General features: G+C 63.0%; 20 protein-coding genes. 11 read left to right on the top strand and 9 right to left on the bottom strand.

The genetic code is table 11. From position 1 onward, the window contains the following. Positions 1–32: 32 nt before the first annotated feature. Positions 33–197 carry a hypothetical protein gene (locus tag ACVRRC_RS06580; RefSeq protein WP_014596025.1) on the top strand — a complete coding sequence of 55 codons (165 nt, stop codon included), beginning with the start codon at positions 33–35 and terminating at the stop codon, positions 195–197. A 4-nt stretch (positions 198–201) separates the two neighbouring features. Here the strand turns inward: ACVRRC_RS06580 and moaE are convergent, their stop codons facing one another. From moaE to dmeF, 5 genes are all read right to left on the bottom strand, one after another. After that, positions 202–660, bottom strand: a complete 459-nt coding sequence (gene moaE, locus ACVRRC_RS06575) for a molybdopterin synthase catalytic subunit MoaE (protein ID WP_014596024.1) — start codon at positions 658–660, stop codon at positions 202–204. Positions 661–662: 2 nt separating this feature from the next. Next, positions 663–911, bottom strand: a complete 249-nt coding sequence (locus tag ACVRRC_RS06570) for a MoaD/ThiS family protein (RefSeq protein ID WP_011912356.1) — start codon at positions 909–911, stop codon at positions 663–665. Further along, on the bottom strand, positions 908–1,378 hold the full coding sequence (gene moaC / locus ACVRRC_RS06565) for a cyclic pyranopterin monophosphate synthase MoaC (RefSeq protein WP_014596023.1): 471 nt from the start codon (positions 1,376–1,378) through the stop codon (positions 908–910). The genes ACVRRC_RS06570 and moaC overlap by 4 nt, the downstream gene beginning before the upstream one ends. A 102-nt stretch (positions 1,379–1,480) precedes the next feature. Then, on the bottom strand, positions 1,481–2,869 hold the full coding sequence (locus ACVRRC_RS06560; protein WP_011912354.1) for a PhoH family protein: 1,389 nt from the start codon (positions 2,867–2,869) through the stop codon (positions 1,481–1,483). Between the two features lie 259 nt (positions 2,870–3,128). Further along, positions 3,129–4,160, bottom strand: a complete 1,032-nt coding sequence (gene dmeF, locus ACVRRC_RS06555) for a CDF family Co(II)/Ni(II) efflux transporter DmeF (RefSeq protein WP_472996779.1) — start codon at positions 4,158–4,160, stop codon at positions 3,129–3,131. 135 nt (positions 4,161–4,295) lie between these two features. Here dmeF and yaaA point away from each other — a divergent pair, with 135 nt between their 5' ends. The 3 genes from yaaA to ACVRRC_RS06540 all read left to right on the top strand — a co-directional run bounded on the left by yaaA (position 4,296) and on the right by ACVRRC_RS06540 (position 7,767). Beyond that, complete coding sequence (yaaA, locus tag ACVRRC_RS06550) at positions 4,296–5,075, top strand: peroxide stress protein YaaA (RefSeq protein ID WP_017244355.1); 780 nt, start codon at positions 4,296–4,298, stop codon at positions 5,073–5,075. Between the two features lie 738 nt (positions 5,076–5,813). After that, positions 5,814–7,259, top strand: coding sequence for a mannose-1-phosphate guanylyltransferase/mannose-6-phosphate isomerase (locus tag ACVRRC_RS06545; protein WP_013982027.1), 1,446 nt, complete (start codon positions 5,814–5,816; stop codon positions 7,257–7,259). 286 nt (positions 7,260–7,545) lie between these two features. Then, positions 7,546–7,767: a hypothetical protein gene (locus ACVRRC_RS06540; RefSeq protein WP_014596020.1), complete on the top strand. Its 222-nt coding sequence runs from the start codon at positions 7,546–7,548 to the stop codon at positions 7,765–7,767. A 60-nt stretch (positions 7,768–7,827) separates the two neighbouring features. Here the strand turns inward: ACVRRC_RS06540 and ACVRRC_RS06535 are convergent, their stop codons facing one another. From ACVRRC_RS06535 to purU, 3 genes are read right to left on the bottom strand one after another with little or no spacing between them, the layout of a single operon-like run. Continuing rightward, entirely contained in the window at positions 7,828–9,303 is a 1,476-nt protein-coding gene (locus tag ACVRRC_RS06535) for a helicase HerA-like domain-containing protein (RefSeq protein WP_472996778.1), read from the bottom strand. A 21-nt stretch (positions 9,304–9,324) separates the two neighbouring features. Next, complete coding sequence (locus ACVRRC_RS06530; RefSeq protein ID WP_017244357.1) at positions 9,325–9,531, bottom strand: hypothetical protein; 207 nt, start codon at positions 9,529–9,531, stop codon at positions 9,325–9,327. Positions 9,532–9,546: 15 nt separating this feature from the next. After that, positions 9,547–10,398, bottom strand: coding sequence for a formyltetrahydrofolate deformylase (purU, locus tag ACVRRC_RS06525; protein ID WP_014596019.1), 852 nt, complete (start codon positions 10,396–10,398; stop codon positions 9,547–9,549). Between the two features lie 347 nt (positions 10,399–10,745). On the opposite strand from purU, the gene mvaT reads away from it, so the two are divergent. Further along, the gene (gene mvaT / locus ACVRRC_RS06520; protein ID WP_014596018.1) at positions 10,746–11,126 is read left to right on the top strand and encodes a histone-like nucleoid-structuring protein MvaT; all 381 of its coding nucleotides are present in this window, start codon (positions 10,746–10,748) and stop codon (positions 11,124–11,126) included. Between the two features lie 132 nt (positions 11,127–11,258). Here mvaT and sbcB read toward each other — a convergent pair whose 3' ends face one another. Continuing rightward, positions 11,259–12,692, bottom strand: coding sequence for an exodeoxyribonuclease I (gene sbcB / locus ACVRRC_RS06515; RefSeq protein ID WP_472996777.1), 1,434 nt, complete (start codon positions 12,690–12,692; stop codon positions 11,259–11,261). A gap of 229 nt (positions 12,693–12,921) precedes the next feature. Between sbcB and ACVRRC_RS06510 the strand changes: the two genes are divergently transcribed. The 6 genes from ACVRRC_RS06510 to ACVRRC_RS06485 are packed head-to-tail and all read left to right on the top strand — an operon-like array spanning position 12,922 to position 19,653. After that, positions 12,922–13,629 (top strand): RDD family protein, encoded by a 708-nt coding sequence (locus ACVRRC_RS06510; RefSeq protein WP_013982020.1) that lies wholly within the window; start codon positions 12,922–12,924, stop codon positions 13,627–13,629. Then, entirely contained in the window at positions 13,626–14,606 is a 981-nt protein-coding gene (locus ACVRRC_RS06505; RefSeq protein WP_472996776.1) for a stage II sporulation protein M, read from the top strand. Before ACVRRC_RS06510 ends, ACVRRC_RS06505 begins: the two co-directional genes overlap by 4 nt. Further along, positions 14,593–16,146: a DUF4129 domain-containing protein gene (locus tag ACVRRC_RS06500; RefSeq protein ID WP_049325027.1), complete on the top strand. Its 1,554-nt coding sequence runs from the start codon at positions 14,593–14,595 to the stop codon at positions 16,144–16,146. The genes ACVRRC_RS06505 and ACVRRC_RS06500 overlap by 14 nt, the downstream gene beginning before the upstream one ends. Then, positions 16,143–17,315, top strand: a complete 1,173-nt coding sequence (locus ACVRRC_RS06495; RefSeq protein ID WP_192476090.1) for a DUF4350 domain-containing protein — start codon at positions 16,143–16,145, stop codon at positions 17,313–17,315. Before ACVRRC_RS06500 ends, ACVRRC_RS06495 begins: the two co-directional genes overlap by 4 nt. Continuing rightward, positions 17,312–18,325: an AAA family ATPase gene (locus tag ACVRRC_RS06490; protein WP_017244362.1), complete on the top strand. Its 1,014-nt coding sequence runs from the start codon at positions 17,312–17,314 to the stop codon at positions 18,323–18,325. The genes ACVRRC_RS06495 and ACVRRC_RS06490 overlap by 4 nt, the downstream gene beginning before the upstream one ends. Then, positions 18,322–19,653, top strand: a complete 1,332-nt coding sequence (locus ACVRRC_RS06485) for a DUF58 domain-containing protein (RefSeq protein ID WP_125842008.1) — start codon at positions 18,322–18,324, stop codon at positions 19,651–19,653. Before ACVRRC_RS06490 ends, ACVRRC_RS06485 begins: the two co-directional genes overlap by 4 nt. Positions 19,654–19,670: the final 17 nt, after the last annotated feature.

The following is a 19,670-nucleotide window of genomic DNA, read 5'->3' as shown; positions in this document are numbered from 1 at the left end:
GTAGCCAGGTATCAGTATTCGGAGGTTCACCGATGGACAGCATGCACTGGCTCCTGACGCTCATCGTCATCGGTTTCGTTCTGCTCTGCGTGGGCTTCAACTACCGGGACAAGCAATGGGGCGTCGGACTGCTGAGCCTCGGCATTCTCACGATGTTTTCCACGCTGGCCTTTAAGATGTACATCACCTTCTATTGAAGGCTCAGCTTTTCTCGTTCCAACGCTCGGCCGCCAACTGATCACTGGCACGGCCTTCCACCCAGCGCGGGCCGGCCGCGGTGTTTTCCTTCTTCCAGAATGGCGCCCGGGTTTTCAGGTAGTCCATGACGAAGCGGCAGGCGTCGAAGGCGGCGTCGCGATGCGCACTCGCGGCCCCGACGAACACGATCGGCTCGCCCGGCTCCAGCGGGCCGACCCGGTGCAGTACATCCAGGCGCAGCAACGGCCAGCGCTGTTCGGCCTCCTGCACGATCTTCTCCAGCGCTTTTTCCGTCATACCGGGCGCATGCTCGAGAAACATGCCGGCCACATCCTGCCCGTCATTGAAGTCCCGCACGTAGCCGACGAAGCCGGCGACCGCGCCGATTCCCAGATTGGCGGCATGCAGCGCGTTCAGCTCCGCGCCGGGATCGAACGAGCCCTGTTGAACACGAACCGCCATGCTCAACCTCCGGTCACGGTAGGAAAGAAGGCCACCTCGTCGCCATCGACAACGGCTTCATCGAGGCCACACAGCTCCTGATTGCGCGCGCACATCAGATTCTGCTCGCCGAGTACCTCCCAGACGCCACCGCGCGCCAGGAGGTACTGGCGTACATCATCCACACTGCCGAACGATTCATCCCATTGGATGCGCTCGCCATCGCTGCCTAGGGTTTCCCGATAACGGGCAAAGAACTGAATCGAAATCATGCCTGCACCTGCCAATGCCCACTCTTGCCGCCCAGCTTCTCCAGCAGGCGCACCCCTTCGATCACCATGCCGCGGTCAACGGCCTTGCACATGTCATAGATGGTCAACGCCGCGACGCTGGCAGCGGTCAGCGCTTCCATTTCCACGCCCGTCTGCCCCGCCAGCTTGCATACCGCTCGGATCAGGACGCTGTCTTCGCCATCGGCCTGGAGCTCGACCTTAATGCTGGTCAGCAGCAGCGGGTGACAGAGCGGAATCAGTTCATGGGTTTTCTTCGCCGCCTGGATGCCGGCGATGCGTGCGACGGCGAACACGTCGCCCTTGGGATGGCCGCCCTGCTGGATCAGCTGAAGCGTCTGCGGCAGCATGCGGACGCGCGCCTCGGCCACGGCTTCGCGCGCCGTCACGGCCTTGTCGGTGACGTCGACCATGCTGGCCCGGCCTTGAGAATCGAGATGGGTGAGCATTCGGCGCTCCTGATCTGAAAATCAGGAGTCTACCCCAGCCGTCAGCGATGAGCCCGCCCCCATAAGAGGTACGACCGGGCATCGCTGACTGCACGCCGCTGCTTACATGTGCGCTTCGGCGTACTCCGCCAGTACCGAGCGCGGCACACCCTGCAGGGTGATATGGACGCCGTGGGAGAAGTCCTTGAAGCGTTCGGTGAGGTAGGTCAACCCGGAGCTGGTCGCGGACAGATAGGGCGTATCGATCTGCGCCAGGTTGCCGAGACAGACCACCTTCGAGCCGTTGCCCGCACGGGTGATGATGGTCTTCATCTGGTGCGGCGTCAGGTTCTGGCACTCGTCGATCAGAATCAGGCTCTGCTGGAAGCTACGGCCGCGGATGTAGTTCAGCGATTTGAACTGCAACGGCACCTTCTGCAGGATGTAATCGATGCTGCCGTGGGTGTTCTCGTCGTCCATGTGCAGCGCTTCGAGATTGTCGGTGATCGCCCCCAGCCAGGGCTCCATCTTCTCGGCCTCGGTGCCGGGCAAGAAGCCGATGTCTTCGTCCAGCCCCTGCACGCTGCGGGTGGCAATGATGCGCCGGTAGCGCTTGCTGACCACGGTCTGCTCGATGGCCGCCGCCAGCGCCAGAATGGTCTTGCCCGAGCCGGCGGCGCCGGACAGGTTGACCAGATGGATATCCGGATCGAGCAAGGCGAACAATGCCAGCGCCTGATGGATATCACGCGGGCGCAACCCCCAGGCTTCCTGGTGCAGCAATGGCTCCTGATGCAGGTCGAGCAGCAGCAGCTCATCGGCCTTGATGCCCTTGATCCAACCCACGAAGCCCTGCTCGTCGATGATGAATTCGTTGATGTGCACCGCCGGCAGGTTGTCGATCAGCTGGACGCGATGCCAGGTGCGCCCATGGCCCTGGTGGGTCTCCACCTTGCTCACCCGGTCCCAGAAGGATCCACTGACACTGTGATAGCCCCGCGATAGCTGGCCGATGTCGTCGACCAGTTGATCGGTGTGGTAATCCTCGGCCGCCACCCCGCAGGCTCGCGCCTTCAGGCGCATGTTGATGTCCTTGGTCACCAACACCACGGGGACCTCGGGCCGCTGTTTGCTGAGCCTGACCACCTGATTGATGATCTTGTTGTCGTTCAGGTCTTCCGGGAGTGCGATGGAGTCGCCGCCCTTGCTCATCAGGATCGAAAGGCTGCCGGATGGGCCGCTCTTGCCACGTTGGATCGGCACACCCAACTCGACTTCTTCCGGCGTGGCATCGCCCAGCAGCTTGTCGATCAGGCGGATCGCCTGGCGGCACTCGGCCGCCACGCTGTGCTTGCCGGTCTTGAGCTGATCGAGCTCCTCCAGCACGGTCATGGGAATGGCGACCTGGTGTTCCTGGAAATTCAGCAAGGCGTTGGGATCGTGTATCAGGACGTTCGTGTCGAGGACGTAGAGCGTGGGCTGGGTGGCGCGAGATCTGCCGTAGTCATCCATACCGATCACCTTCTTCTAGGGTCAGAAGCGAAGCGGATAAGCGCTCCGCCGCAGAGTGACCGCCGTGCGATTGGGGATGAGCGGACGAGGGAAGCCGGTGGATTCGGGGCTGCCCAGGAGCCGCCACCTGTGTCGCAGGGTTCGGCGGTCTGAACTTGGTAATACCGTAAAACTTATGACAGGCAAAAGACTTTTCCGTTGAACACGGCTTTTTTTCACGAATCGACCACAGGGCCTTGGCTCGCGGCTTTCCTGCGCGTTATTGTCGAGAATCAAGGTGCGCGCTTTCGCCGCAGCGATTCACTTCGGCGGTGATGTGCACCAGCTGCGCAAAGGGTTGCAGCGCCGCCTTGTAGCGGTCGGCCGTGTGGGGCTGATGCGTCACCACGCTCAGGATGCAGCTGTACTGCGATCGCCCCACACGCCACAGATGCAGGTCGGTGACCTCCGTGTCGGGCACCCGTTCAAGCGCCTCGCGCACCTTGCCCACCAGCGGGTCATCCATCTCACGGTCCAGCAGCGCCTTGGCCGTATCGCTCAACAGACCGCGGGCCCAGACGAGAATCACCAGGGCGCCGATGATGCCCATCGCCGGGTCAAGCCAGCCCCAGCCGAAGAGCTTGCCGCCCAGCAAGGCGATGATGGCCGCCACCGAGGTCAGGGCATCGGTCAACACATGGATGAAGGCTGCATGGCGGTTGAGGTCCTTGCCTGGCGCACCGTGTGCGTGCGCATGACCCCGCTCAGCATGGCTATGGGCATCATCGCCGTGGCCGTGGCCGTGGCCGTGGCCGTGGCCGTGGCCGTGGCCGTGGCCGTGGCCGTGGCCGTGATCATGCTGGTCCCGCAGCAACCAGGCCGATAACAGATTCACCAGCAGGCCGACGACCGCAACCACCAGCGCCTCATCGAAGCCGATCGCCGCCGGCGCCCAGAAGCGCAGCAACGACTCACCGATCATGAACAGGGCCACCACCACCAGCAGCAGCGCGCTGGCGAAACCGGCCAGCACCTCGATCTTCCAGGTGCCGAACGTGAAACGATGGTCCGCTGCATAGCGCCGCGCCAACAGATACGCGAGCGCCGCGAGGCCTATAGCGACCATGTGCGAGGCCATGTGCCAGCCATCGGCGAGCAATGCCATGGAGTTGAACCAGTAACCGGCGGCGATCTCCAGCAGCATCGTCAGACCGGTGAGAATCACCACCGCCCATGTCCGCCGTTCCGAGCGGCGCTCGAGCGGGCGGTAATCATGTGGCGGTTGCCATTGCGCGTGATTGCAGTCAGACATACGAACTCCTAACTCGACTGGCACTAGCTTGCGCCTTGCCCCACGGGCAAGGTCAACACCAGAGGCTATGACGCCCATAGCTGGAGACTCGCCGGCCGTGCCCCTACAATCGCGCCATCAGAAAGGAGACCTTGCATGCTGATGGTGATTTCCCCGGCCAAGACACTCGATTACGACACGCCCCCGATAACCGAACGCTTCACCCAGCCCCAGTACCTCGACCACTCACAGCAGTTGATCGAATTGCTTCGTCGCTACTCGCCGGCGCAGATCAGCGAACTGATGCACCTCTCCGACAAGCTGGCAGCGTTGAACGTTGCTCGCTACGGCAGTTGGACACCGGCGTTCACCCCGAGCAACGCCAAGCAGGCGCTGCTTGCGTTCAAGGGTGACGTCTATACCGGACTCAACGCCGATGACTTCACCGAAGACGACCTGCTGTTCGCGCAGAAGCACCTGCGCATGCTCTCTGGACTCTATGGCCTGCTGCGGCCGCTGGACCTCATGCAGCCCTATCGCCTGGAGATGGGCACCAAGCTGACCAACCCCCGCGGCAAGGATCTATACGCTTTCTGGGGCGAACGTATCAGCGACTGGCTGACCGAAGCGCTCGCCGATCAGGGCGATGACGTGCTGCTCAACCTGGCGTCCAACGAATACTTCAGCGCGGTCAAACGCAATGCGTTGAATGCGCGCATCATCAATGTCGATTTCAAGGACATGAAGAACGGCCAATACAAGATCATCTCCTTCTATGCGAAGAAGGCACGAGGCCTGATGGCTCGCTGGATCATCAAGGAGCGCATCAGCACCCCCGATCAGCTGTCGGCATTCGACTACGAAGGCTACCGCTACAGCGCGAACGACTCCTCTGCCGATCACCTGGTTTTCCTGCGCGACGCCAGCGACCAGTAATCCGGCTTCAGTGGATGGCGCGACGTCACGCCATCCATCTCCCACTCCGCTCCCGCATCCCAGCCAGCCCCTCTCGCAGGCTCGTCGAGTCCAGCCCCGCCGTCGACCACACACCGAGAACCCGTCGAAAAAACTCACCGATCAACGGTAGTCGGCGCGGGAACTATCGAGCACAGCTGGCAATCATAAGCGCGTACCGACAATTCCAGGTGGAAAGGGACGTCGCACATGAACGTGCATAGGGTAATCAGACTTGCAAACCGCTCCGTTCCCGGTCGCACCGCGACCCCGGCGGTAGCGCAACCTCGAGCAGCGATGCTGCCGGGCATCAGGCCAATGGCCGAGGCGTCGAGCAGTGCCAGCGCGGCACCTCGCATGACAAACGCCGAGCAAGGCACGAACAGAGGGTTACGGCCATGCAAACGCACCGCCCCTATTGGACGCGCAACATACGCCACGCACCACTCCCGACGATGGCGTCAGTCAACTCGTCATTGGTCGGCCACAGGCACGCATTCACTGGCAGCGCGCAACAGATAGCCACGGCCTGAGCGCGATGGTCCGGTAACTCAGCGAACCAATGAATACAGATTTCCAATCCCGGAGCAGCGCTTCGGGACAGAGCGGATTTCGTTCCGGCGATTCCCTCGCGAATGAACACGAAACGAGCGGTGCAGCCAGATGGGCTGCCCCATCGAACAAGTAGAACGACCTTCGAAACGATTCAGGAGAAGCAATATGATCCCGGTTATTCTTTCAGGTGGTAGCGGCTCCCGACTGTGGCCCCTCTCCCGCAAGTCGTTCCCCAAGCAGTTCCTTGCACTGACTGGCGAACAGACATTGTTCCAGCAGACTGTCGAGCGCCTGGCCTTCGACGGAATGCAGCAGCCTTTGCTGGTGTGCAACAAGGACCATCGCTTCATCGTCAAGGAGCAGCTGGCGGCTCGCAAGCTGGGCGTCCAGGGCCTGCTGCTCGAGCCTTTCGGTCGCAACACGGCACCCGCCATCGGCATCGCCGCGATGAAGCTGATCGAGGAAGGCCGCGACGAGCTGCTGCTGGTCCTGCCGGCTGACCATGTGATCGAAGACCAGAAAGCCTTCCAGCGCTCCCTGGCGCTGGCCACCAATGCCGCCGAGAACGGTGAAATGGTGCTTTTCGGCGTGCCGCCGACCCGTCCCGAAACCGGCTACGGCTACATCCGTGGCAGCCAGGACGCCAATACCGGTCTGCCGGATGGCATCAAGCGCGTCGCCCAGTTCGTCGAAAAGCCGGACGAAGCGCGCGCCCAGAGCTACCTGGAGTCCGGCGACTATTACTGGAACAGCGGCATGTTCCTGTTCCGCGCCAGTGTCTTCCTGGATGAACTGAAGAAGCACGACCCGGACATCTACGACACCTGCTGGGTCGCGCTCGAGCGCAGCGTGAAGAACGGCGACGAAGTGCTGATCGATCCGGCCACCTTCGCCTGCTGCCCGGACAACTCCATCGACTACGCCGTGATGGAAAAGACTCAGTTGGCCTGTGTGGTTCCGATGTCCGCCGGCTGGAGCGATGTCGGCTCCTGGTCGTCGATCTGGGACGTGCACGAGAAGGATCAGAATGGCAACGTGCTCAAAGGCGACGTGATCGCCGAGGACTCGCGCAATTGCCTGGTCCACGGCAATGGCAAGCTGGTCACGGTGCTGGGCCTGGAAGACATCGTGGTCGTGGAAACCAAAGACGCCATGATGGTTGCGCACAAGGACAAGGTGCAGGACGTCAAGAAACTGGTCAGCAAGCTCGACGCCCAGGAGCGCAGCGAGACCAAGAACCACTGCGCCGTGTACCGCCCCTGGGGCTGGTACGACTCGGTGGACATGGGCGGTCGCTTCCAGGTCAAGCGCATCTGCGTGAATCCGGGCGCCAGCCTCTCGCTGCAGATGCACCACCACCGTGCCGAGCACTGGATCGTGGTATCCGGCACCGCTCAGGTAACCTGCAACGACAAGACGTTCCTGCTCACCGAGAATCAGTCGACCTATATTCCGATCACTTCGGTGCATCGCCTCGCCAACCCGGGCAAGATTCCGCTGGAAATCATCGAAGTCCAGTCCGGCAGCTATCTGGGTGAGGACGATATCGAGCGCTTCGACGATGTTTACGGACGCGCCGAACAGAGCAACGAGGCCAAAGTGGCGCGATAGTTGTTCTCGGTGCATTGAGGAAAACCCGCTTCGGCGGGTTTTCTTTTTCCTGGCCCGGTAAAGGATAGCGAGGCATACTTCGCAACTCATCGGCATGACGTTTTTTTTCGAACCAGTCCTCGCTTTTGCCGCTTGCTCCGCAATTGTTTAAATCTTTTAAATTGACCTCATTTCTTGCAGGCATATGCTGGCCATGCAGCCGGCAAACAGTGGTTACAAACTGGCCATGCAATCATTTGCTGACTGCCACGTCTCAATTCAAATCATCCAACACAGGTTTTATTACGTGACCAAAGACGAACTGCGCGCAGAACTCGAGCGCCAGGCTCAGCGTTTTACCAATATCTACGGTGGTGAAATAACCACTTACGCCGCTGAACGCGAGCCCGAACGCAAACCGTGGCGAAAGAAGCCCACCGTGCTCGATCAGGTTTTTCAACAGGAAGTTCAAAAGCTGGAACAGGCGAAGCGTGCCGATTGTGACGGCGCGATTACACCGCCGGCCTAACCGCAGCATCTCAAGCGTACGAACATACGCAGTGCGTGAATTGCGGCCGGAACGAAACCGTCAGCGCTTGCCGCCCAATAAAGAGCCCAGCAAACCTCTGGCCAACTGCCGCCCCAACTGGTTCGCGGCCTGGCTCAGCGCACTCTTCACTACACGGCCAGCTAAATCACTCAATTCACTGCCAGTCTTGTTCGTCTCGCGACGAGGCTTGTTTGCAGTTTCACGCTCCTGCTCGACGTTCTGCGTTGCCCGGGCACTCAGCATCTCGTAGGCCGACTCCCGATCGAAGGGCTTGTCGTAGCGACGGCCAAGACCGGAGCGCGCGATAAGTGCCGCGCGTTCGGGTTCGCTCAGCGGACCAATGCGCGACTGCGGCGGAGCGATCGCGACGCGCTGCACCATCGCTGGGGTTCCCTTTTCCTCGAGACCACCGACCAGCGCCTCACCGATTCCAAGCTGGGTCAGCACATCGAGCGTCGAGAATTCCGGGTTGGCGCGAAAGCCGTCCGCCACCGAGCGCAGCGCCTTTTGCTCCTTGACCGTGAACGCCCGCAGCCCGTGCTGGATGCGCAGCCCCAGCTGAGCCAGCACCGTATCCGGAAGATCGGCCGGAGACTGCGTAACGAAGTAGACGCCCACGCCCTTCGAGCGAATCAGCCGTACCACCTGTACCAGGCGTTCCTGCAATGCTTTTGGCGTATCACCGAACAACAGGTGCGCCTCGTCGAAGAACAGCGCCAGCACTGGTCTATCGGCGTCGCCCCGCTCCGGAAGCTGCTCGAACAGCTCGGCCAGCAACCAGAGCAGAAAGGTCGCGTAAACCTTGGGCGCCTCGTGAACCAGCGTGCTTGCATCGAGCAGATGGATGACACCGCGTCCGTCGGGCGCCGGCTGCAGGATATCTTCGAGCTGCAATGCAGGTTCGCCGAACAAGGCTTCAGCACCCTGCTGCTCCAGCGTCGCCAGGCGCCGCAACAAGGCCTGCGACGAGGCCGCGGTGAACAGCGCGCTGTCCTCGCCCAGCATCTGTGGTTCAGCCTTGAGGTGGGCGAGCAGCGCCTTGAGGTCTTTCAGGTCGAGCAGCAACAGCCCTTCGCGATCCGCCACCTTGAAGGCCGCAAAGAGCGCCGATTGCTGACTATCGGTCAGTTGCAGCAGATTGCCGAGCAGCAGCGGCCCCATTTCGCTCAGCGTAGTACGCAAGGGATGGCCGCTACGACCATGTACGTCCCACAGGGTGACCGGGTACGCCTGCGGACGATGATCGAGCCAGGGCATGCTGGCGATCCGCTCGGCGATCTTGCCTTGAGGCGAGCCCGCGGCGCCCAGCCCGCACAGGTCACCCTTGATGTCCGCGACGAAGACCGCGACCCCGGCATCACTGAACTGCTCGGCCAGCCGTTGCAAGGTCACCGTCTTTCCGGTGCCGGTGGCGCCGGCGATCAGGCCATGCCGATTGGCAAGACGCAGGGACTGCACGCTGGGTTCGCCGTTGGGGTCCGCCCCCAGCAGCAGATGATCGATCAATGCGTGCATCCGTCAGCTCCCAATCGCCAACTACTGTTCAGGTTCGCTTTCGCCATCTTCGGTGTTGCCTGAATCGCACGGCGCCTGTTCACGGCGCAGCTGTGCCCATAACTCCACCGCCCCAGCGAATTCCGTGCCCTGCTCGGGCGATAACGCCTCCGGGTCGTAGCGCTGGGTGCAACCACTGCCGATGACCGGCGGCGCCTTGGCCACGACACGCTCGAAAGGATCTGCCACGGCGCCTCCGGACTGTCAGTTGAACACCAGGGTCTTGTTGCTGTGTACCAGCACGCGATCTTCCAAGTGATAGCGCAGGCCGCGGGAAAGCACCATCTTCTCCACGTCCTTGCCGAGGCGAACCATGTCCTCGATGCTGTCGCGATGACTGACGCGGACCACGTCCTGCTCGATGATCGGCCCGGCATCGAGCTCCTCGGTGACATAGTGACAGGTCGCCCCGATCAGCTTCACACCCCGCAGCGAGGCCTGGTGATACGGCTTGGCGCCGACGAAAGACGGCAGGAAGCTGTGGTGGATGTTGATCACCCGCTGGGCGAATTCGTCGCACAGTTCGGCAGGCAGAATCTGCATGTAGCGCGCCAGCACTATCACGTCGGCACGCTGTTCGCGCACCAGGCGCGTCACTTCAGCGAAGGCCTCCTGCTTGTTGGCAGGATCGACGGGGACATGGAAGTATGGAATCCCGTGCCACTCGACCATGCTGCGCAGATCGTCATGGTTGGAAATCACGCAAGGAATGTCGCAATCCAGCTCGCCGCTGTGCCAGCGATGCAGCAGGTCGGCCAGGCAATGCGATTCACGGCTCGCCATCAGAACCACGCGCTTGCGCCGCTCGGAGTCGGTGATACGCCACTCCATGGAAAACTCGCGGGCAATCGGGGCAAAGGCCTGACGGAACCCGTCGAGGTCGAACGGAAGCGAATCAGCGCGGATTTCATGGCGCATGAAGAACCAGCCGCTCTGGTGGTCGGAATGGTGGTTGGCTTCCGTGATCCAGCCATTGTAGGTGGCGAGAAAGTTACTGACCTTGGCAACAATGCCAACGCCATCGGGGCAGGCAATCACCAGCCTGAAAGTGCGCATTAACGGTTACTCCGACACGAAGGAAACGCGGCATTCTATCCCAGCAGACAAAAGCACAGCCATCGCGTTAACGCCGGCGTTGGATTGAGAAGCCACGCAACCCCGCCGGCACGATTCAGCTGTCCGGTTATTTGGACACGCCTTGGAAACAATCGAAAAAACTTGCCCGATAAAACAGAAATTACGTTTGTTTAAGCTTGTCGAAAGCTGTCCGCGCTGGCCCTTCGGTACGCATGAAATATCCCTACAAAAAGTGCCCCGCTTTTTTATCCATCTATATTTACTTGCCCATTACGCAGGACTATGATTGCTGACACTTGCGTTCAAACCTAATCCAAGGAAGTCACATGTCACTGATCAACGAGTATCGCGCCACTGAAGAGGCCATCAAGGAACTTCAGGAGCGACTGAAGTCCCTTTCCGAAGATGACAAACTGAAAAAGGAACTGGAGTTCGAAGGCAAGCTGCGCGAACTCATGGGCGAATACCAGAAGTCGCTGCGCGACATCATCGCCCTGCTCGATCCGGATGCCTCCCGCAACAGCAAAACTCCACGTGCGGCGAAAGCGCCGGCCGCCAGCAAGCGCGCACGTCGCGTCAAGCAGTACAAGAACCCGCACAGCGGTGAAGTGATTGAAACCAAAGGTGGCAACCACAAGACGCTGAAAGAATGGAAAGCCCAATGGGGCTCCGACACCGTGGAAAGCTGGGCCACTCTTCTGGGCTAAGCAATACCAGGGTTATAAAGAACGCCGCTTCCCGACGTTATTGATCGACGTCGACAAGCGGCGTTTTTTATTGCGCGCTTCCCACCCGTAACAGCCGCTGCTCTTTTTCGATAGCTAACCGGGCCGGACGCGCTAGTTGCACCCGTAACGCTCACCCAAGGCGCGCCCGTATTCACGCCACTGCTGCAATAGCTGCTGCTGCGCCGGGGTGGCAGTGAGCATGAACTGTTGTATATCCGCCTCGAACTGCGCAAGGGTATTGGGCGCGCCGGCTATCTCGCCGCTAAGGCGCTGTTGGCAGAACCGTTGCCACCTCACCCGCTCTTCAGCCGATAACGCTTCCGGAAAGTTGCGCGCGCGATAACGGAACAGCAATTCCTCTAACCGTACATCATCGAAGTGGCACTGTTGCCGAGCGAGCTCTGCCGGCGCCATCTCGCGAATCCGATCGCACAGCCGCCGATCGCGCTCGCCCAGAAAGCCGTCATAGAGTTGCTGTTCCGGATCGTCCACACCGATGAACCCCTCTTCGCGGTACACCTCGTCCAGCTTTGGGCTCCACACGTGGCGCTGTTCGCGTAGCGCGTCAGCACGTTCGTGGCACGCAAGCAAGTCCAGCTCCAGACGCTGGATATCCGCCTCGCGCAAGACCTTGAGCGGCGCCAGGACCGGGCACTTGTTGATGTGCACGAGCTTCAGCGGGACCGGTAACTCGCCCTCGGCCAGCTCGTCGCGACGCGTGTAGAGCCGCTGTCGCAGCGTTTCCGCGCTTTCCAGCCATAACGGCCGCACCTCGGCTTGCAGATCGCAAACGATCAGCGCATTGCGGTTGCGCGGATGCCAGGCCAGCGGCAGCACCACGGAGAGGAAATGCCGGGCAGCCGAGAAGCGTCCGGACACGTGCACCAGCGGCTCCAGCAGGGTGACCTGCTCGAGCACCGCATGTTTGCGACGCAGATTGAAGAGATATTCGTACAGACGCGGCTGCCGCTCACGAATGAGCCTGGCGAGGCCAATGGTGGCGCGCACATCGGACAGCGCGTCGTGGGCGTTCAGATGTTCCAGCCCATTGGCGGCACTCAAACGCTCGAGCTTGAGCGTCACCCGCCCGTCGTCTTCCGGCCAGCCAATTCCTTCCGGGCGCAGCGCATAGGCGGTACGCACCAGATCGATCAGATCCCAACGGCTGTTGCCGCCCTGCCATTCGCGTGCATACGGATCGTAGAAATTGCGGTACAGGCTGTAGCGGGTCACTTCGTCGTCGAAACGCAGGCTGTTGTAGCCGGCGCCGCAGGTTCCGGGAGTCGACAATTCCCGATGCAGATGATGAACGAACTGGGCCTCGCACATCCCCTTCTGCTGCAGAACTGCAGGCGTGATCCCCGTGACCAGGCACGCGGCGGGATGGGGAAGGATGTCGTCGCCGGGACGACAGTAGATGTTCAGCGGCTCGCCGATTTCCTCGAGCGCCTCGTTGGTGCGGATACCGGCAACCTGCAAGGGGCGGTCGCGGCTGGGCGATATGCCTGTGGTTTCGAAGTCGTACCAAAAGATGCTTGGAGTCACGGGAGAGTCCTTCTCGATCAGCACAGCAGTCTAACAGCTGCGACATGGCCATCGCGGTGAGTCAGGAAGGTGCCCCGCTCTGCGAACGGCATCCTGCAAGGAAGCAGGCATTTCGCCATAATCCGTCCCACTTTCGGCGCCCGGCGGGTCATCTGACCATCGCGCGCATTGCCGCAGCCGTGCTTGCCGCATAGCATCAGCTTCTGCCTGACCCTAGACGACCTTGCCCTTGCCATCGAACATCGACCGCCAAGCCCTGCTCGACACCAGCCATCGCGTGGAAACCCCAGAGGGCATCGACCTGGTGTTGCGCCCGGCCGGTCTCGTTCCGCGCGCGCTCGCCTTCACCATCGACCTGGGTATTCGCGGCGCCCTGCTACTGATCCTCTTCTTTACGCTCGGACTGCTGGGCAAGTTCGGCATGGGGCTGGGCGCACTGCTGCTGTTTCTCGTCCAGTGGTGGTACATGGTGCTCTTCGAAGTTCTGAATCAGGGCCGCACGCCGGGAAAATACTGGCTGGGGCTGCGCGTCGTGCATGACGACGGCACGCCGGTGGGCTGGACGTCCTCGCTGACGCGCAATCTGCTGCGTTTCGTCGACCTGCTGCCGTTCGGCTATTTCCTGGGCGCATTGAGTTGCCTCGCAAACCCTGCCTTCAAGCGACTCGGCGACCTGGCAGCAGGCACGTTGGTGGTCTATCAGGAAAAACCCGCTGTGCGCCCAGCACTGCCGGATGCGGAAGCCGTCACGGCTCCGTTCAAACTGACCCTCGACGAGCAGCGCGCGCTGATCGCCTTTGCCGAACGCCAGGCCAGCCTTTCCGCCGAGCGCCGCCTCGAGCTGGCTTCGATCCTGGCCGAACCGCTGGCGACCTCGGACCAGGAGGCCGAGGCGAAAATTCACGGCATCGCCCGTTCGCTGATGGGTGCAGCATGAAGCAGGCCGCATTCGAACGCCTGCATCAGGCGCGCTGGCTCGAATTCGCAGCGCAGCTGGACGCGCTCGAGCGTGGCAAGGCCAGCGCGCAACAGGCCGATGCCTTCCCTGCCGCCTACCGCCAGCTCTGCCAGCAGCTCGCCATTGCCGAATCCCGCGGCTACAGCAGCCAGTTGGTCGAGCAGCTGCAACGGCTGGTCCTGCGTGGCCATCAGCAGTTCTATCGCCACCGCAGCCCGTTGCTCGGCCGCACGCTCGGCTTCATCACTGGCGGGTTCGCCCGCGCCGTGCGCCTCCAATGGCGCTACGTGCTGGCGGCCAGCCTGCTGTTCTACGGCAGCCTGCTCGGCATGGCTGCGCTGGTATACGCCTTTCCGGACCTGGTCTACAGCGTGCTGCCGGCCGACCAGGTCGCGCAGATGGAGCAGATGTACGACCCCGATGCCAGTCGCCTGGGCCGTTTTGCCGAGCGCGGAGCCGGTGACGACTGGCTGATGTTCGGGTACTACGTGATGAACAACATCGGCATCGCCTTCCAGACGTTCGCCAGCGGGCTGCTGTTCGGCCTGGGGACCTTGTTCTTCTTGCTCTTCAACGGCCTGACCATCGGCGCAGTAGCCGGCCACCTGACGGGCATCGGCTACCACCAGCCATTCTGGTCGTTCGTCATCGGCCATGGTGCGTTCGAGCTGACGGCCATCACCTTCGCCGGCGCGGCCGGGCTGCAGCTCGGTGCAGCACTGTTGGCGCCGGGCTGCCGAACTCGCGCGCAAGCACTGCGCCTGGCAGCCAAACACGGCATCCAGCTGGTCTGCGGCGCAACCGCCTTCCTGCTGATCGCCGCATTCGTCGAAGCCTATTGGTCCTCCATGACGCTGACGACACCGACGATCAAATACATCGTCGGCGCAGCGCTGTGGCTGCTGGTGGGCGCCTACTTCATGTTCGCCGGGCGGGGTCGTTATGCAGCTGACTGAAGCCAGCGTCTCGATACGCCCGCGCAGTTCATGGGAGGCGCTGGATCTCGGCATCCATCTGGCCCGGCGCCACACCAGACTGCTGATGCTCAGCTGGGCAGCCGTCACGCTGCCGGTTTTCGGCTTGTTCAGTCTGCTGCTGTGGCAGCACCCGAGCGTCGCGCTGCTGCTGTTCTGGTGGCTCAAGCCGTTGTTCGAGCGGCTACCGCTGCACATCCTGTCCAAAGCCCTGTTTGGCGAGACGCCCTCCCTGCGCGAGAGCCTCAAGGCCTTTCCTGGCCTGTTGCGCCAGCAATGGCTGGCCAGCCTGACCTGGCGCCGGCTGAGCACGACGCGCAGCTTCGACTTGCCTGTGCAGCAGCTCGAAGGCCTCGACGGCCGGGCGCGCAAGCAGCGCCTGGTGACATTGAGCCTGCGCAACGGTCGCGCGGCCAGCTGGCTGACCGTGGTTGGCGTGCATCTGGAAGGCGCGCTCTGGCTCGGCCTGCTGGGCCTGCTGTATTTCTTCCTGCCGGCACAGCTGGTTCAGCGTTGGAACTGGGAGGACCTGCTCGGGCTGAGCGGCGAGTGGCTCTGGCTCGAGCATCTGTCGAACCTGCTCTACGCGCTGGTGCTGGTCGTCTGGGAACCGATCTACGTCGCCTGCGGCTTCAGCCTCTATCTCAACCGACGCACCCACCTTGAAGCCTGGGACATCGAACTCGCCTTCCGCCGCCTGCGTCAGCGCCTGCTCAGTACCATGCCAGCGGTTCTGCTCGCCGTCAGCCTGTTGTTCTGGCCGGCGGACAATAGCGCCTGGGCGGCACCCGCTGCGCAAGCCGACACCACCCAGCCGGGACCGGAGAGCGAACGACTGCTCAACCAGCCACTGACCAGTGACGCAGCACGGAAACGAATCGATGCGCTGCTAGACCAGCCGCCGTTCCAGCATCGCGAAACCGTGACGCGCTGGCGCTTGGGCGATGGCCAAGCGTCCGAGCGACCGAGCACCCTGGCACGCCTGCTCGAACGCCTACTGCAGGGCGGTTCGCTGTGGCAAGGGCTGGAGCGCCTGGCACAGATCCTGGAAGTGCTGCTGTGGACGCTGCTGGCCTCGGTGGTGGCGATTGTGTTGTGGCGCTACCGCGAGTGGCTGCAGGTTTTCGCCGGGCGCCTGCGCATGCCCAAGCGACGTACCGCCGTAGCGCCCACCCAGCTGTTCGGCCTCGATGTCGCGCCCGAGAAGCTGCCAGCCGACATTGCCGGCGAAGCCGAACGGCTCTGGCAGACTGACCCACGTGCGGCACTGGCACTGCTCTATCGCGGCCTGCTCAGCCGCCTGCTGCACGACTTCCAGCTACCCTTGAACGCAGCACACACCGAAGGTGAAGTGCTGCAGCAGGTGCGTCAGCTGCAGCACGAGTCCCTGGCCGGCTTCGCCGAGCGCCTCACCCGACATTGGCAGGCGCAGGCGTACGGGCACCGACCCGCCGAAACGGAGGCCCGCGATGCGCTGTGTGCCGATTGGCGCGGACTGTTCGGCCAGCAGGTGCAGGCATGAGTCGCCTGCATACGCGTGCGCTGGCCGCCGTGGCGGTGCTGCTGCTCGGCCTGTTGATCATCTGGCTGGCCAGCCAGCTGCAACCTTACGAGGATGTGGTCGAACATGGGCCGGCCCCGGAAGCACGCAGCAACCCTTATCTCGCCGCGGAGCTGTTCCTGCGCGGCCTCGGCCTCACGGTGGAACATCACGAAGGCATCGGCAGCGTCGAGACGCTGCCAAGCGAGGGCCGGACCCTGCTCCTGCTGGGTGACCGGCGCAACCTGACGCCACGGCAGACCGAACGCCTGCTCGATTGGGCGGCCGCCGGCGGCCATCTGGTGGTGGTGGCGGAGCGGCTGTGGGACGAGAAAGCAGGCAAAAGTGGCGACCTGCTGCTCGACCGGCTCAATCTGCAGCAATACGCAACGGAGGAACTGGACGAAAGCAGCCAGACGCCGCAGTCCTCAACCGCCGAAGAGCATCCGCAGCTGACCAAGCTCTATCTGGAGAACGAGCGCGCACCAGCGTTCATCGCCTTCGACACCGACTTTCATCTGTACGACGCCGATAATCGGGCCCACGCCTGGGCCAACAGCGCCGGTGCCACGCATATGCTGCAGCTGCAGCACGGCGACGGGCTGATCACTGCCCTGACCGATAGCTGGATCTGGCAGAACCGCAAGATCGACGATTACGACCACGCCTGGCTGCTGTGGTATCTGACCCAGGACAGCGCAGTGACGCTTGTGCACCGCAGCGAGCACGACGGGCTGTTCACGCAGCTGCGCCGGTATTTCCCGCAACTGCTGGTCGCCCTGGGACTGCTTCTGGTGCTCGGGCTCTGGCACGCCGGTCAGCGTTTCGGGCCGATATTGCCTGCCGCCAGCCCGGCGCGCCGGCAGCTGCAAGAGCACCTGCACGGCTCGGCGGAGTTCCTCATGCGTCACGGCAATCAGGCTCGGCTGCTGCAGCAGCTGCAGCAGGACATCCGCTGCCGCGCCAGCCGCCATCACCCCGGCTTCGAACAGCTCTCGGCCGGTGCGCAACTGCCCCTGCTCGCCCGCCTCACCAACCTGCCACCAGGCCGTGTCGAGCAGGCCATGCGCCCAGTGCCGGCGCAGCGCCTGTCGGCCATCGAATTCACCCGCCAGGTCGCCGACCTGCAAAGCCTCAGGAATGCGTTATGAGCGAACAGATCCCCGATTCGAGCAGCCCCGCCCCGACCACCAGCCCCATCAGCCAGCGCGCACGTGCCGCCCAGCTGGCCCAGGCGCTGCGCGATGAACTGCACAAGGCGGTGATCGGCCAGGACGAGGTCATCGACGGCGTTCTGACCGCGCTGATCGCCGGTGGCCACGTGCTGATCGAAGGTGTTCCCGGACTGGGCAAGACGCTTCTGGTGCGTGCCTTGGCGCGCTGCTTCGGTGGCGAGTTCTCGCGCATCCAGTTCACGCCGGACCTGATGCCCAGCGACGTCACCGGCCATGCGGTCTACGACATGCAGAGCGAGCAGTTCAAGCTGCGCAAGGGGCCGGTATTCACCAATCTGCTGCTGGCCGACGAGATCAACCGCGCACCAGCCAAGACTCAGGCGGCACTGCTCGAAGTGATGCAGGAGCGGCAGGTGACCCTCGAAGGCCGGGCATTGGCAGTGCCGCAACCGTTCATGGTCATGGCGACGCAGAACCCCATCGAGCAGGAAGGTACCTACCCGCTGCCAGAAGCCGAACTGGACCGCTTCATGCTCATGTTGCGCATGGATTACCCGCAAGCGGATGAAGAGCTGGAGCTGGTCCGTCAGGTCAGCCGTTCGGCACGCGCCGACATGCTCGACGTCAGCGCACTGCGCCAGCTGGTGCAGGCACGCGACGTGCAGGCGCTGCAGAAGATCGCCAGCGAGCTGCCGCTGGATGAGCAGGTGCTGGACTATGCCGTGCGCCTGGTGCGCAGCACGCGCAGCTGGCCAGGCCTGGCGCTGGGTGCTGGCCCCCGTGCCTCGATCGCCCTGGTACGCGGCGGACGTGCCAGGGCGCTGCTGCGCGGCGGCGAGTTCGTCACCCCGGATGACATCAAGGATTGCGCGCGGGCCGTGCTTCGCCATCGCGTACGGCTTTCGGCGGAACTGGATATCGAGGGGCTTTCGGTGGATCAGGTCCTGCACCAGCTACTCGATCAGGTCCCGGCGCCGCGCGCATGAGTCCATCCCGTCGCCTGCTCGTTGCGCTGGCCGCCCTGGCGCTGCTGGCCCTGGTCATCGGCGTAATGGCCGCGCTGCAGCTGGAACTCGCAACCAGCCTGCAGCCGGTCTGGTGGGGGCTGCTGCTGGCATTGCTGGCCACGGCACTGTTCGATGTCTACAGGTTGCGGCGCCTGCCGACACCCGAGGTGCAACGTAGCCTGTCGGGCAGCCTGCCGCTGGGCCACTGGAGCCCGGTGCAGCTTACGGTGAGCAATCGACAGCCCGCTCCGCTCGAGCTGGAGCTGTTCGATCACGTCCCGCCCGGCATGACCGTCGAGCAGCTGCCACAGCGGGTGCGTCTGCAATCCGGCGAACATTGCCGTCTCGACTACCGCGTGCAGCCGAACCAGCGCGGACAGGTAATGTTCCAGCGTTGCGATGTCCGCCTGCTCAGTCCGCTGGGCCTGTGGCGCAGTCGGCGACCGCTGACGTTGTTCAGCGAGACGCGCGTCTACCCCGACTTCGCTCAACTGCATGGCGCCGGACTCAAAGCCATCGACCTGTGGCTGAACCGCCTTGGCGTGCGCCAGCAACCACGTCGCGGGCTCGGTCTGGAGTTTCACCAGCTACGCGAGTTTCGCGAAGGCGACACCCTGCGCCAGATCGACTGGAAGGCCACCGCACGCGCCCGTACACCGATCGCCCGCGAGTACCAGGACGAGCGCGACCAGCAGATCATGCTGATGCTCGACTGCGGCCGTCGGATGCGCAGCCAGGATGGCGACCTGTCGCATTTCGACCATGCGCTCAACGCCAGCCTGCTGCTCGCCTATGCCGCGTTGCGGCAAGGCGATGCGGTCGGTGCCTGCACCTTCGCCAGCCACGCGCAGCGCCATGTGCCGCCAGCGAAGGGCCAGCAACAACTGCGCCTGCTGCTCAATAGCCTCTATGACCTGCAACCGACCCAGCAGCCGGCCGACTACAGCGCGGCCGTCGAGCAATTGCTGGCACGCCAGTCACGCCGAGCGCTGGTCATCGTGCTGAGCAATCTGCGTGACGAGGATGACGTCGAGCTGCACTCGGCCCTGCAGCGCCTGGCCCGTCGGCATCGCGTCCTGCTGGTGAGTCTGCGTGAGGAAGTGCTGGATCAGCTGCGCCAGCGGCCGGTGCAGAGTCTGGATGACGCGCTCGACTACTGCGGCGCACAGGAATACCTCAACGCCCGCCAGCAACTGCACCGTCGTCTGAGCGCCAGCGGCCTGCCGGTGCTCGACGTCCAGCCCAGCGACCTCGGGCCGGCGCTGGTCGGCCGTTATCTGGCGTGGAAGAAAACCGGGTCGCTGTAAGGCTGGCCAAGGCACTC

The sequence above is a fragment of the Stutzerimonas sp. LR2 genome, assembly GCF_055755175.1.
Note: the sequence above shows the minus strand (reverse complement) of the source record. Positions and strands in the feature narration are given on the sequence as shown.